We start from the raw sequence: 12,833 nt of genomic DNA, 5'->3' as shown, positions 1-12,833 counted from the left end.
GGGCGGTCGCCTTTCGAGCGCCTGCGTCACCTGCGGCCTAGCGCACCCCGCTGGCGCGCAAGGCGGCCGGGGTGTAGTCGGCCGCCTTGGCGGCAAAGCCGAATTCCAGGCTGTGCTTTTCCTCGTTCTTCATGCCCAGGGCCAGGTAGCGACCGGCGTTGAGGTCATACAGGGCTTCCAGGGTGTAGGCCGGGACCTGATGGTCGTAGTAGTACTGCGCGTGACCTTCGGCGACCCGCCACAGCTGGCCACGGCCGTCGTAGTGATCCACCAGGGCCACCTGCCAGCTGTCCTCGTCGATGTACATGTGCCGGGTGGCGTAGATGTGCCGCTGGTTCGGCTTGACCGTGCCCACCACCTCCCAGACCCGGTGCAGCTCGTAGCGGGTCAGGTCCTGGTTGATGTGTCCGGCCTTGATGATGTCGTCGTACTTGAGGCTCGGCGAGTCCAGCTTGTAGCTGTTGTAGGGGATGTACATCTCCTTCTTGCCCACCAGCTTCCAGTCGTAGCGGTCGGGGGCGCCGGAGAACATGTCGAAGTTGTCCGAGGTGCGCAGGCCGTCGGCGGCAGTGCCCGGACCGTCGTAGGCCACTTGCGGGGCGCGGCGCACCCGACGCTGCCCGGCGTTGTAGATCCACGCCGAGCGGGGCTCCTTGACCTGGTCCAGGGTTTCATGGACCAGCAGCACGTTGCCCGCCAGCCGCGCCGGGGCGGTCACCGACTGCTTGAAGAAGTTCTGCACGTTGGCGCCCTTGGCCGGGTCCAGGTCGGGGATCAGTTGCGGCGCCGCCACTTCCTCCTCAAAGCGGATCGAGGTGTAGCTGCCGTTGGTCTGCGGGGTGGCCTGGGTGATGATGCGTTTCTGGTTGCCGCCGTGATAGCGGGTCAAGTGGTTCCACAGCACCTCGATGCCGTTCTTCGGAATCGGGAAGGCGTAGTAGCGGTTGCCGGTGAAGTTGGCCAGACCGTTGCCATCGTTGGTGGTGGTCACGTTCAACGCGCTGCGCTTGGCCGACTCGTAGATCTCCGGTGGCAGGCCGACGCTGCGATGGGTCGGGTAGACCGGAATCCGGTAGCTGTCCGGGTAGCGCTTGAACATCGCCAACTGACCGTCGGACAGCTTGTCCTTGTACTGGTCCGCCGTGGCCGCGGTGATGATGAACAGCGGCTTTTCATTGGCGAACGGGTCGGCGAGAAAGCCCTTGCTGTCCACCGCCCCGGCGTTCTTCGGGAGGCCGCCGGTCCAGGCCGGGATCGAGCCATCGGCGTTGCCGGCCTTCTGCGCCCCCAGGGGCGTCAGGCTGGTGCCCAGCTGGGCCGCTTCTTGCGGGCTCACCGCGGCCATCAGGTTGGCCGCCCACAGGCTCAGTGCCAGGGCGCTGCATTGCAGAATCATGTTGCGCATTCAAGTGCTCCTTCTTGTGCCGGTTCAGAAGTTCACGCCAAAGCTCAAGGCGAGGAAGTCCCGGTCGGTGAGGGTGTTGTAGCGCCCGCCAAAAAAGTCGGTGTAGCTGAGGCTGGCGGTGTAGGTATTGCGGTAGTCGGCATCGACCCCGACGCTCAGGGCCTTGGCGCCCTGGTTGAACAGGCCGTTGGGACCGTAGCCGTTGACGTCATGGGACCAGGACAGGTTGGGCTTGAAGTTGATCCCGGCGATGACGTTGCTGTAGTCGAGGATCGCCCGGGCCCGATAGCCCCAGGAGGTGGCGGTGACGAAACCGCCGGTATCGCCGCCATAGCCGTACTGGCCGTAGGCCGAGTCACGGCCGTAGCGCAGCTTGCTCTTGTCTTCCAGGCCGCCGACGTGGACGACCGCGGCCTCGCCCACCAGGGTCAGGCGGTCGGCCCCCAGCACCTGGTCGAAGAACTGGGTCATGGAGCTCTGGATCTGGGTGATTTCCTTGCGCCGGTAGCCGGTGTTGTCGGCGCCCAGGGCGGTCTTGATCGGCGACGCCGCGCCGCCGGCAATCGGGTTGAGCAGGGCCAGGGTCAGGTCGTTGGTGTTGACCTGCACCGGGGCGTTGGGGCGGTAGCTGATCTCGCCGGTCCAGGCGGTGCCGGTGGGCAGCGTGGTGGAGAAGCTGGCGCCATACAGGCGGATGTCTTCGGGGTATTCCAGATAGTACTGGCCACGGCCGAGCATCACGCTTTGCACCAGGCTGGCTCCCGCGCCGGGAACCGTGGGCGCGGCCGCAGCTCCTGCGGCACCAATAGCCCCCAGGGTGGCCGGACTGATGTTGGCCGTGGTGGTGCTCACCACCGGGCTGCGCGCATGGTAGTTCATGAAATACAGGCCGTACTCGGTGTCATCGCCTAGCCAGCGCAGAGCGGCGCCCCACTGCCCGGAATCCCGGGCATCGCGGTCGCCGCCACGGGGCAGGATCACCCCTTCACGGGACACCTGAAAGCCCTGGCCGAACGCCGCGGCAACCGGTTGCAGGGGCGCGATCGCCGGGCTGCCGACGGTGTAGCCGGTGGTGCAGCCGTCGGCCACCACATCGTTGCCGAAGAAGGTGCCGCAGTTGTCCACCACGGTCTGGTCCCACTCCAGCTGATAGAAACCTTCCACAGTCAACTGGTTGGTCAGGCCCTGGGAGGCGAACAGCATGTTCACCGGCACCAGGCCTTCCTTGATCTCGGCCCCCGGGCGGCGAAAGGCCGAGACGTCCACCGGGTTGATGCTGTTGATGGAGTTGCCGATGAAGGTGCTCTCGCCCCAGCTGACCACCTGCTTGCCGGCGCGCACGGTGCCCGGCAGGTCGGCGATGGAGTAGTTGTGGTAGACGAAGGCGTCGAGGATCTGCCCGCCTGCGGACTTGGCGCCTTCCTTGCGGTTGTGATCGCTGATGGGCTTGAACTCGCGATCCTCGTCCTTGAGCTCGAAGTCGTACCAGTACTTGCCGCGCACGAAGACGCCGGTGTCGCCGTACTTGAGCTCCAGGTCATGCAGGCCCTTGAAGATCTTCGAGAAGGTCTCGCCCTTCTTGAAGTTCAGGCGGCCATCGTCGCCGGTGGAAGACTGCGCGGTCCCGCCGTTGACCGTGCCGACGAACGCCCGGTCGGCATCGCGCATGCCCCAGCTGGCGCCGACCGATAGCGACGAGTCGAACTGCCCTTCGATTTCCCCGATGTTGAACGAAACCGCTTGCACCTGGCTGCAACAGCCCAGTGCCACCGCGGCGGCCAACGCCTGCGGTGTGAAGATGGCGCGCATTGTTGTTTTTGTCATGCGTCTTCCCCGGTGAATGACAGGAGAAGTCACCCTACTGCCGGGGTGCCACGGCCGATAAGCGCACCAAGGAGGTATTCGCGTTGTCGCTCGAAAGGATGAATGCCCTTGCCTCTGGGGCGCTCCAGCGGTCTATCCATGGGCTGGATACGCCCCCATCAGGGGCGTCGATCCGATTGGCGGGCGCTCACTTGGAACTGTTGCTCAGGCTGTAACAGTCCTTGTCCTGAATCGCTATTTTTCCACGGCGGGCCAGGGCTTATTCTTGCCCCGCAGTCACGGCAAACAGCACCACGCCACTGCCACGGGAAGCACCCGGCAACCGGGTTCCCCGAATCAGTTTCCAGGCGGCTTGAAGGGGTTGGGTTCAAGTCGCGACACCGGGTTCACTGACGTTGATTTTGTAGCTCCTTGATCTAACGTCTTACTTTGGCCGCTGCTCTTGCAGCGGCCTTTTTTATGCGCGCAAGACAACCGCGACGTTGAACTTACAACCTGTCGTCATCCCCTTCGTCGTAGTGAAACTTGTGCAACAGACGATGCGCCACCGGAGACAGGATCAAGCCCAGCGTGGCGGCGAACACCAGGTTGGTATAAAGCCCGTAGGTGGCAAAAAACAGTTTGCCGCCAGGGGTTTGCGGCATGTTGATGGGCCCGATGCCGCCGAGGATCATGGCCGCGTCATACAAGGCGTCGTGAAAGGAAATGTCCTGCTCGAAGTACAGCAGGCCGCTGATCCCCAGCAGCACCGAAAAGCTGATCAGGGCCAGGACCACCAGGCCATGAACACATAGACGCCGGATAAACAGCAGTCGCGACAGTACCGGCTGATCCTTTGATTCATACATCTCAAGCGCTCCTTGTGCGTTCGCCAACCGTCGAGCATAGAGACGAACGCCACAGGAGTAAAACCGCCGGGGCCCAGGCTCCGGCGGGTCATTGAACGGCTGTTTTCAAGCCGGGGAAGAGTGCCCGCCGATCAGCGCCGGACAACGCTGGTCCGCGCAGCGTCAGAGGGCGTACTTTTGCAGATTCTGCATCATCTCCTTCAGCGCCTCGATGTTGTCCTTGGGATGGGCCGCCCCTTCGAAATCGCAGATCTGCTGCCAGTGCGCCGCCACATCGTCGGGCGAAAAGCCCTGGCGCGGATCGAAACCGACGCCCAGGCTGCGCTCCCAACGCACCTTGCCGATCCAGCCGCCGCCCACTTCGAACAGGCCGGAGGTTTCCTGGCATTGCTCGCTGCCCAGGTACACCACCAGCGGGCTCACCAGTTCGGGCTTGAGCTGTTCGAACACTTGCGGCGGGATCAGCCCCTCGGTCATCCGCGTGCCACCGGTCGGGGCAATGGCGTTGACCAGGATGTTGTTCTTGCGCCCTTCGATGGCCAGGGTCCGGGTCAGGCCGTACAGGCCGAGCTTGGCCATGCCGTAGTTGGACTGGCCGAAGTTGCCGTAGATGCCCGATGTGGAGGCGGTGAAGATCACCCGCCCGTAGGCCTGGTCCCGCAGGTGCGGCCAGGCGGCACGGGTGACCTTGTAGGCCCCTTCGACATGCACCCGGTACACCAGGTCCCAATCGCTGTCGTCCATCTTGTGGAAGGTCTTGTCCCGCAGGATGCCGGCGTTGTTGACCACCACATCGACCCGGCCGAAAACGTCCAGAGCGTTCTGCACGATCTTTTCGCCATCGGTGACCGAGTCGTGGTTGGCCTCGGCAATGCCCCCGGCCTCACGGATCTGTGCCACCACCTTGTCGGCCGCGGAGGCGCTGGCGCCTTCGCCCTGGGCCGAGCCCCCCAGGTCGTTGACCAGCACCTTGGCCCCGTGCCTGGCGAACAGCAAGGCATGGGCCCGGCCCAGGCCGCCGCCGGCTCCGGTGATGATCACTACTTTGTCTTGCAAGCGCACAGATTCACTCATACCGAACTCCAGCAGGGCCAATGGACAATGGGCCGAGTGTCAGGCAGCCGGGCGGCGGTCACAATAAAAACGTCCGGACCTGAATGGTGCGCAATAAGACAGCGGGATAATTGCCCCGAGCGCTCAACAACGGGCTCCGGCAAGGGGCCACGGTGTGGCCCTGGCGCTCAGGAGCCCACGGCCTGACGCGATGGCGACGACAGCCTGTCGCGAAAGCCCAGGTAATGCTTGAGCACCGGCAGCGGCGCCTCGATCTGCGGGTAATGGCCGATGCCCGGCAGCAGCACGGTGTCCGGCTCGGGGATCAGCTGGCGATAGCGCTCCACCATGTGTGCGCCGGAAATCGGGTCCTGGGCGCCGTCGATCACCCGCAGCGGCACTTCGCCGCGTTGCATGGCACTGACCCAACGCTCGCGCTGCAGCCGCCGCTCGGGGATGTAGGCGATCAGCTTGTGCAGGATGCGCGGCCCGTTGTTGCTGTGCACCAGGCTCCAGAAGTCGTCCAGGACCGACTCGCTGGGACGGGTCTGGGGGCCGAAGATCTGCCGGAAGCTGTTCGCCAGGCCGTGGCGGCTGAAGGCCCGCCCAAGCATCCAGCCCAGCGGGCTGAGCAGGAGCTTCTGGGTCAGCACCGGGCGATGGGTTTCCGGAAACAGGCCGCCATTGAGAAACACGCAGCTGGCAATTGCGATGCGCTGTTCATAGTGCCGGGCCAGCAGCTCCTGGGCGACGCTGTCGCCATAGTCATGGGCCAGCAGGTGCAGCGGCTGGCGGACATGCAAATGAGCCAGCAGCGCCTGCTGCAAGTCCGCCTGTTCCAGCAGGCTGTACTCATGCTCCAGGGGCTTGTCCGAGTCGCCGAAGCCGAGCATGTCGCAGGCGATCACCTGATAACGCCGCGCCAGGGGCTGCCACAGGTAATGCCAGTCCCAGCTGGCCGTGGGAAAGCCATGGATCAACAGCAGCGGCTCGCCATGCCCCGCCACCCAGTAGCGAATGCGCCGGCCGCGGAACTCGAAGTCCTTGCCGCGCTTGCGCCAGACACATAGAGGAATCTCGGCAATAGGCATCAGACTTTATAACCTGGGTCGAGTTGATCGAGTTTGCGCAGCAGGGCCGGCCAGGCCAGCACCCCGCCCATGCCCTGGGCACTGCGGGTGACCCCGGCGATCATCGCCTTGGCCCCGCTCAGGATCGCCGGGGAAATGGCCATCAGCTCGGCGCCGCCACTCTGCGCCAGCACCTGAATCTCACAGGCACGCTGGAAGATGAACATCATCAGAAAGGTATCGGCGATGCTGGCGCCGCAGGTCAGCAAGCCATGGTTGTGCAGCAGCAGAAAGTTGTTGTCGCCCAGGTCGGCCTGCAGCCGCACCTTTTCCTCGGGGTTCAGGGCCACTCCTTCATAGGGGTGATGGCCCAGGCTCGACAGGACAAACAGCGACTGCTGGCTGATGGGCAGCACGCCCTGCTTCTGCGCCGACACTGCGACCCCGGCGGCGGTGTGGGTGTGCAGCACACAGAGCGCATCGTGGCGCACCGCATGCACCGCGCTGTGAATGGTGTAGCCGGCCGGGTTGATCTCGTAGGGGCTGTCCATCAGCTTGTTGCCGGCCTGATCGACCTTCACCAGGCTGGAGGCGGTGATCTCGTGGAACATCATGCCGAACGGATTGATCAGAAAGTCTTCGGTGCCCGGCACCTTGGCGGAGATGTGGGTGAAGATCAGGTCATCCCAGCCATGCATCGCCACCAGGCGATAACAGGCGGCCAGGTCCAGGCGGGTTTGCCACTCGATGGCACTAACCTGGTTTTTCACACTCGCTGTCGATTGAACGGGGGCTGAGCTCACGGCAAGGACCTCGGTGACAGTTCTTATTGGAGGAAGAGGACCCTCAGAGTCTAGACAGCCCGCAGCGCTGGCGGAGTTGCATTGCCAGCCAGCTTGATGACCGAGCGGGTCAGCCGGAAAAAAGGCTCTGGCCCGCGGTTTTCACGTCAAAGCACCGACGCCAGCAAAGGGGCGGCGAACAGGTTCAACAGCCCGGTCAGCACCATCACCAGCCCGGCCACGGAGCCCTCTTCGCCGCCGACTTCATGGGCCCGGCTGACTCCGGCACCGTGGGCCCCCACCCCAAACAGGGCGCCCCGGGCCAGGGCGCTGCGCAAGGGCAGCCAGCGCAGCAGCACACCGCCAAGCATGGCACCGAACACCCCGGTGAACATCACGAACACCGCCGTCAGCTCGGGCACGCCGCCCAGGTCATGGGCCAGGGGCATGGCGAACGGCGTGGTGATCGAGCGTGGCACCAGGGACAGGGTCACCGAGCTGTCCAGGGCCAACATCTTCGCCAGGCCGAAGGAACTGCCGATGGACGCGGCGCTGCCCGCCAGCATGCCCAGCAACAGGGCCGACCAGTGGCGCATCAGCAGTTGCCGCTGCTGCCAGATGGGAATCGCGAAGGCCACGGTGACCGGCCCCAGCACCAGCATCAGCCAGTGGGTGTTGGCGGCGTATTCGGCGTAGGCGGTGTGCAGCGGCACGGCAATCGCCAGCAACAGGGCCGGCACCAGGATCAGCGGCGACAGCAGGTAGCGCCCGGTGCGCCGATAGATCCAGCGGCTGAACAGATAGGCCCCCAGGGTCAGGGCCAGCCAGAACATCGGCATCAGCTCAAGCTTCATGGCGCATTCTCCAGCGGCACACCCATTCCACGGTCAGTGCGGTCACCAGCATCACCAGCAAGGTGCTGATGCCGATCACCAGAAGGATCCGCCAGCCGTCCTCGCGCAGCAGGCTGCCGTAATCCAGCAGGCTCATCAGCGCCGGAATGAAAAACAGCAGCATCTCCGCCATCAGCAGGCCGGCCCCCAGTTGCAGCGCCGCCGGCTTGACCCAGCCCAGGGCGAAGGCCAGCAGCAACAGCCCCAGGCCGATGACTCCGCCGGGAATTGGCCAGGGCAGCCAGGTGGCCAGTTGGCAACCGAGAAAATAGATGGCCAGCAGCACCGCCAGCTCGTAAATCAGGCGGCTCAGGCGTTTACAGGTGGAAATGTTCATGGGGTCAGGTCCTCTCAGGGGGCTATTTTATGAAAAGCCCCCGCATCACCGAAGCGAATTGTTAGACTCGAAACCATTCCAATCTGGAATCACCACCATGGATTTCAAACAACTGCGCAGCTTCGTCGAAGTGATGCGCCAGGGCGGGTTCACCCAGGCGGCCAAGACCCTGCACATCAGCCAGTCGGCCGTCAGCAAACAGATCGCTCAGCTGGAACAGAGCCTGGGCACGCCCCTGCTGGAGCGCCAGGGCTCGCACATTCACCTCACCGCCGCCGGCCAGGTGGTGCTGCAACGGGCCGAGGGCATGCTACGCCTGCGCCACGAGCTGCTCAGCGAGCTGGACGACCTGAGCCAGCTGGCCCGGGGCGAACTGCGCCTGGGCCTGCCGTTGCTGGGCAGCGACGCGCTGTTCGCCAGCCGCTTTGCCGAATACCGTCGGCGCTATCCGAACATTCAGGTGTCACTGCTCGAAGGCGGCAGCCTGAATGTCGAGCAGGCGGTGCGCAATGGCGAGCTGGAACTGGGCGGCAGCCTGACCCCCAAGGACCCGGCGTTTGCCTACCAGCCCTTTTGCGATGAGCCGCTGGATGCCTTGCTGCCCGCCGATCATCCCCTGGCGATGAACGCCCAGGTGCGCCTGGAAGAACTGGCGGATACCCCCTTCCTCCTCTATCAGCGCAGCTTTGTGCTCAACGACCGGTTGCTCCAGGCCTGCCAGCAGGTGGGCTTCACTCCCAAGGAGGGCGGGCGCAGTGGTCAGGCGGATTTTCTCGCGGCGCTGGTGGCCGCCGGCCAGGGCGTGGTGTTGCTGCCCAGTGTGGTGGCCCGCGGCCTGGTGCGGCCGGGTGTGGTGCGCCTGACACTCAAGGCGCCGGACTACCTGCGTTGGGATATCGCCTTCATCTGGCGCCAGGGCGCTTATCTGTCTAAGGCAGCGCAAGCCTGGCTCGCGCTGCTGCGGGAACAGCCGGTCAGCCCCGCAGGGCGCTGATCAACTCGGCCAGCCAGGGCTCGGCGTCGGTTTCCGGGGTCACGCTCTCGCTGGCGTCCAGGCGCAGCATCGGCAGCACTTCGCGCACGCCCAGTTCGGCGAACAATTCGCGCATCTGCTCACCGCCACCGCAAAAGGTATCGCCATAGCTGGAATCGCCGAGGCCGATCACCGCCCCCGGCAGCCCGCGACAGGCGGCGGGCAACTGATCGCGAAGGCTCGAATACAGCGGCAGCAGGTTGTCGGGCAGTTCCCCCATGCCGGTGGTCGAGGTCACCGCCAGCAACGCCTGCGGCGCGAAGGCCTGAAGCTCGGCCAGACTGGCCCGTGGGTTGTGCCAGGCCTCCAGGCCTGCAGCGTTGAGGAGCTTGGCGGCGTGCCGGGCGACTTCTTCAGCCGTGCCGTAGACCGAGCCGGAAAGGATGGCGACTTTCATCAATCTGTTCCTGAAGCTGACTAAAAGACTGGGATATTACCAGCTACGGAGTAAAATCCCCTTCCTGGCATCCCGCGCCTCTGGAGAGCCCCAGTGGACAGCGTGCCAGCATGTCTTAGAATCCAGCACCAACTGATCGATAGCGGAACTTCGGGATGATCAACGCGCATCTTCTGCAACGGATGATCGACGCCTCCAACGACGGGATTGTGGTCGCGGAACAGGAAGGCGAAGACAACATCGTGATTTACGTGAACCCGGCCTTCGAGCGATTGACGGGCTACAGCGCCGATGAGGTGCTTTATCAGGACTGTCGTTTCCTGCAGTCCGGAGACCGTGACCAGCCGGGACTGGAGCGGATCCGCCAGGCCCTGGGCAAGGGCCAGCCGTGCCGCGAGGTGCTGCGCAACTACCGCAAGGACGGCAGCCACTTCTGGAACGAGCTGTCGATCACTCCGGTGTTCAACGACAGCGACCAGCTGACCTATTTCATCGGTGTGCAAAAGGATGTCAGCGCACAGATCAAGGCTCAGCAACGGCTGCTCCAGCTGGAACAACAGTTGGCCGCGGCACAGGCCGAACTGGCCGCGTTCAAGGCGACCGACGGACACTAATAAAATCCATCTTTCGTGGTCTGTAGGGATATTCCCCGCCGATCTGTACTCCACCCTTCGAGCAACATCATGCAGCGTGACGCCCTTCTCACTCAGGATGAACTGGATTTCATCCGGACCATGCAGCACAACCCGCAGCTCAATGTGCGCGACAGCACATCCAGCCTGCTGGTCAATGGCGGCTCGCAGATCCGTGACTTGCTGACCCGCCTGGCCGCCAACGAAAAGGTCACCATCCAGGCGCACTTCGACAATCAGCAGATGACCTTTCCCCTGCAATTGGTGGAAGACGAGTTCCATGCCCTGCATCTGCGCCTGGGTGTGCCGAGCATCTTCGAGGACGGCCCGATGGTCCGGCCCTGGCGCCTGGCGCTGGAAGAACCGGTGGCCCTGGAAAACGCCAAGGGCCAGCCGGGACGCCTGTGGGTGCGGGAAGTGTCGTTCAAGGGCGTGTTGCTGGAGATCCGCAACCGGACCCGGCCGCCCAAGCAGTTCGCCCAGTGGTTCAGCCCCTCGGGGTATGAGCGGATTGCCCTGCATGGGCGCTTCGAGCGCCAGACCGAAGCCGGTTTCTATGCCTATCGCCTGGATCAGCGTGATGTGGAAGAAACCGAGCGCCTGCGCCAGTTCATCCTCCAGCAGCATCGCCACAGCCATCCGGCCCTGCACGCCTGAGGCGGGCGGGCCAACGGCGGGCTCAGGTATCCAGGCGCCCGCTGAGGAACTGCCGCAGGCGCTTCTGCATCAGGCGTCCTTCATTCCCCAGGCAGGCCACCGGCGAACCGCTGAGACGCTCCTGCGCCAGGTCCGCCGCATCTCCGGCCAGCATCAGCGGACAATCCAGGGTCAGCGCCAGACGCTGGAGACGCTTGGGCAGTTCCGCCGTGGGCGCATGATTGGAAAACACCACCAGGGCCACGGGCTGGAGCTTCTCGCAAACCAGGGTCAGCTCCTCCAAGGGCGCCCCCGGCCCCAGCAGACGCACACCGAGCTGGTCATGCCCGAGCATCAGCGCCGCCACCAACAGCTCCAGCTCGCGACACTGTTCGTTGAGCGCGGTCAGCAACAAGTGCCGGCTCTGCCCGGCCCGCTGCAACAACAGACGCTGAGTGATCCGCGCGCGCAGGAAACCGTCCAGAAACAACCACTCGCTGGTCTGGCCGAAACCGTCCCGAACCTGCAGCAGCTGCTTCCAGAACGGCAGGAAGATGTCCTGGAACACCACTGGCAGGGCATAACTGGAAAAAATCTGCCCGTACAGACGCTCCAGCAGCTCCTCATCGAAGGCGCTCACCGCCAGCTTCAACTGATCGCGCCACTGGCCGTACTCGCCTTGCAGGGCATCGTCCAGCGGCGCCTTGCCCTGCGCCTGGACAGCGCGGTTCTTGGCCAGGATCTTGCCGACCTTGCTCACCGCCACGCCACGCTCGATCCAGCCCAGAATCTCCCGCACCGCCTCAACATCGTGCATGGAATACAGGCGATGCCCACTTTCGGTGCGCGTGGGTTGAATCAGACCGTAGCGTCGCTCCCAGGCCCGCAGGGTCACCGGGTTGATGCCGGTCAGGCGCGCCACCTCACGAATCGGAAACAACTCGTCCTGAGCGACAGGGTCAGGGGCGGGCGTGACAGGGGCAAGTTCAGTCATGACGGGCATCTGGGGGAGAACACACCGGTAAACAAAGTGGCGCTCATTCTACTCTTCCCCGACGCAAATGCTTCAAGCCCGAGAAAAACCGACCGGCGTCGTTGGTCCCGCGCCAGCAATCGGGAATAATCCTTGCTTGTTTCAGGCGCGGCCCACTACCCCGGTGCCACGTCAAGCGCCTGCCTTATCCAGGCAGCGCATTGGTTTTACGGAGATACATAATGTCTACCTCACCCGTCACCCTGATGGTTGCCCGGCGCGTTGCCGACGGCCGTTACCAGGACCTGATCGCCTGGCTGCGCGAAGGCGAACAACTGGCCACCGACTTTCCCGGCTACCTGGGTTCCGGTGTCCTTGCACCACCGCCCGACGATGACGAATTCCAGATCATCTTCCGCTTTGCCGACGAACATACCCTGCACACCTGGGAGCACTCCGCCTCGCGTACCGCCTGGCTGGCCCGGGGCAGCGATCTGTTTGCCCACCCGTCGGAGCACCGGGTCAGTGGCATCGACGGCTGGTTCGGCGCCGCCGGACAACGGCCGCCACGCTGGAAGCAGGCCGTGGCCATCTGGCTGGCATTCTTCCCGGTATCGCTGCTGTTCAACTTCGTCCTCGGCCCCTTGCTCAGTGATCTGAGCCTGCTGCCCCGGGTGTTTGTCAGCACCCTGGCGCTGACCCCGCTGATGGTCTATTTCTTCATTCCGCTGTCCACCCGCCTGCTGGCCAACTGGCTCAACAGCACACCGGCGCGCGTATTGCCGAGCGCCCCCTCGACGCAAAATCCGTGATTTGCCGGCAAGCCGGCTCCTGCAGCACCTGGCGCAACATTCGCGCCGAGCGCAGGAGCTGGCTTGCCAGCGAAGAGCCGCGCAAGGTCGCTTTCGCCGACCAGCCTGTTGCCTGCAGGCACAGGTCCGCCCCTCGCT

The 12,833-nt window shown here is 64.2% G+C and carries 14 protein-coding genes; 4 read left to right on the top strand and 10 right to left on the bottom strand.

Translation table 11 applies throughout. From position 1 onward, the window contains the following. Positions 1–37 precede the first annotated feature (37 nt). The 8 genes from POS17_RS04835 to POS17_RS04800 form a co-directional block, all read right to left on the bottom strand. Complete coding sequence (locus POS17_RS04835) at positions 38–1,405, bottom strand: DUF1329 domain-containing protein (protein WP_060837584.1); 1,368 nt, start codon at positions 1,403–1,405, stop codon at positions 38–40. Between the two features lie 24 nt (positions 1,406–1,429). Further along, positions 1,430–3,229, bottom strand: a complete 1,800-nt coding sequence (locus tag POS17_RS04830; RefSeq protein WP_060837583.1) for a DUF1302 domain-containing protein — start codon at positions 3,227–3,229, stop codon at positions 1,430–1,432. A gap of 488 nt (positions 3,230–3,717) precedes the next feature. Continuing rightward, positions 3,718–4,077: a hypothetical protein gene (locus POS17_RS04825; protein ID WP_060837582.1), complete on the bottom strand. Its 360-nt coding sequence runs from the start codon at positions 4,075–4,077 to the stop codon at positions 3,718–3,720. A 162-nt stretch (positions 4,078–4,239) separates the two neighbouring features. Next, positions 4,240–5,151: an SDR family oxidoreductase gene (locus POS17_RS04820; RefSeq protein ID WP_060837581.1), complete on the bottom strand. Its 912-nt coding sequence runs from the start codon at positions 5,149–5,151 to the stop codon at positions 4,240–4,242. A 167-nt stretch (positions 5,152–5,318) separates the two neighbouring features. After that, a complete protein-coding gene (locus POS17_RS04815; RefSeq protein WP_060837580.1) occupies positions 5,319–6,221 on the bottom strand; it encodes an alpha/beta fold hydrolase in 903 nt (300 codons plus the stop codon). After that, positions 6,221–7,003 carry a class II aldolase/adducin family protein gene (locus POS17_RS04810; protein ID WP_060837579.1) on the bottom strand — a complete coding sequence of 261 codons (783 nt, stop codon included), beginning with the start codon at positions 7,001–7,003 and terminating at the stop codon, positions 6,221–6,223. The genes POS17_RS04815 and POS17_RS04810 overlap by 1 nt, the downstream gene beginning before the upstream one ends. A 146-nt stretch (positions 7,004–7,149) precedes the next feature. Continuing rightward, positions 7,150–7,836, bottom strand: a complete 687-nt coding sequence (locus POS17_RS04805) for an LrgB family protein (RefSeq protein WP_060837578.1) — start codon at positions 7,834–7,836, stop codon at positions 7,150–7,152. After that, entirely contained in the window at positions 7,826–8,212 is a 387-nt protein-coding gene (locus tag POS17_RS04800) for a CidA/LrgA family protein (protein WP_060837577.1), read from the bottom strand. The genes POS17_RS04805 and POS17_RS04800 overlap by 11 nt, the downstream gene beginning before the upstream one ends. A 97-nt stretch (positions 8,213–8,309) precedes the next feature. Here POS17_RS04800 and POS17_RS04795 point away from each other — a divergent pair, with 97 nt between their 5' ends. Next, entirely contained in the window at positions 8,310–9,206 is an 897-nt protein-coding gene (locus tag POS17_RS04795) for a LysR family transcriptional regulator (protein WP_060837576.1), read from the top strand. Here the strand turns inward: POS17_RS04795 and POS17_RS04790 are convergent. After that, complete coding sequence (locus tag POS17_RS04790) at positions 9,187–9,642, bottom strand: flavodoxin (RefSeq protein WP_060837575.1); 456 nt, start codon at positions 9,640–9,642, stop codon at positions 9,187–9,189. The genes POS17_RS04795 and POS17_RS04790 overlap by 20 nt on opposite strands. Before the next feature lie 155 nt (positions 9,643–9,797). On the opposite strand from POS17_RS04790, the gene POS17_RS04785 reads away from it, so the two are divergent. Both POS17_RS04785 and POS17_RS04780 read left to right on the top strand, forming a co-directional pair. Next, positions 9,798–10,256, top strand: coding sequence for a PAS domain-containing protein (locus POS17_RS04785; protein ID WP_060837574.1), 459 nt, complete (start codon positions 9,798–9,800; stop codon positions 10,254–10,256). A 69-nt stretch (positions 10,257–10,325) separates the two neighbouring features. Continuing rightward, a complete protein-coding gene (locus POS17_RS04780; RefSeq protein WP_060837573.1) occupies positions 10,326–10,931 on the top strand; it encodes a hypothetical protein in 606 nt (201 codons plus the stop codon). Between the two features lie 22 nt (positions 10,932–10,953). On the opposite strand, the gene POS17_RS04775 is transcribed toward POS17_RS04780, so the two are convergent. Next, positions 10,954–11,913: a MerR family transcriptional regulator gene (locus POS17_RS04775; RefSeq protein WP_060837572.1), complete on the bottom strand. Its 960-nt coding sequence runs from the start codon at positions 11,911–11,913 to the stop codon at positions 10,954–10,956. A gap of 212 nt (positions 11,914–12,125) precedes the next feature. Between POS17_RS04775 and POS17_RS04770 the strand changes: the two genes are divergently transcribed. Then, a complete protein-coding gene (locus tag POS17_RS04770; RefSeq protein WP_016964754.1) occupies positions 12,126–12,695 on the top strand; it encodes an antibiotic biosynthesis monooxygenase in 570 nt (189 codons plus the stop codon). Positions 12,696–12,833: the final 138 nt, after the last annotated feature.

The sequence above is a fragment of the Pseudomonas sp. Os17 genome (assembly GCF_001547895.1).
Classification (GTDB): Bacteria; Pseudomonadota; Gammaproteobacteria; order Pseudomonadales; family Pseudomonadaceae; genus Aquipseudomonas.
The sequence above is the reverse complement of the archived record's forward strand: the minus strand, read 5'-3'. Positions and strand labels throughout refer to the sequence as shown.

Coding starts and splice junctions, on each gene's coding strand:
- POS17_RS04775 (WP_060837572.1), bottom strand. CDS start 11,913: ATGCCCGTCATGACTGAACTTGCCCCTGTCACGCCCGCCCCTGACCCT.
- POS17_RS04830 (WP_060837583.1), bottom strand. CDS start 3,229: ATGACAAAAACAACAATGCGCGCCATCTTCACACCGCAGGCGTTGGCC.
- POS17_RS04815 (WP_060837580.1), bottom strand. CDS start 6,221: ATGCCTATTGCCGAGATTCCTCTATGTGTCTGGCGCAAGCGCGGCAAG.
- POS17_RS04800 (WP_060837577.1), bottom strand. CDS start 8,212: ATGAACATTTCCACCTGTAAACGCCTGAGCCGCCTGATTTACGAGCTG.
- POS17_RS04825 (WP_060837582.1), bottom strand. CDS start 4,077: ATGTATGAATCAAAGGATCAGCCGGTACTGTCGCGACTGCTGTTTATC.
- POS17_RS04835 (WP_060837584.1), bottom strand. CDS start 1,405: ATGCGCAACATGATTCTGCAATGCAGCGCCCTGGCACTGAGCCTGTGG.
- POS17_RS04805 (WP_060837578.1), bottom strand. CDS start 7,836: ATGAAGCTTGAGCTGATGCCGATGTTCTGGCTGGCCCTGACCCTGGGG.
- POS17_RS04780 (WP_060837573.1), top strand. CDS start 10,326: ATGCAGCGTGACGCCCTTCTCACTCAGGATGAACTGGATTTCATCCGG.
- POS17_RS04785 (WP_060837574.1), top strand. CDS start 9,798: ATGATCAACGCGCATCTTCTGCAACGGATGATCGACGCCTCCAACGAC.
- POS17_RS04820 (WP_060837581.1), bottom strand. CDS start 5,151: ATGAGTGAATCTGTGCGCTTGCAAGACAAAGTAGTGATCATCACCGGA.
- POS17_RS04790 (WP_060837575.1), bottom strand. CDS start 9,642: ATGAAAGTCGCCATCCTTTCCGGCTCGGTCTACGGCACGGCTGAAGAA.
- POS17_RS04770 (WP_016964754.1), top strand. CDS start 12,126: ATGTCTACCTCACCCGTCACCCTGATGGTTGCCCGGCGCGTTGCCGAC.
- POS17_RS04795 (WP_060837576.1), top strand. CDS start 8,310: ATGGATTTCAAACAACTGCGCAGCTTCGTCGAAGTGATGCGCCAGGGC.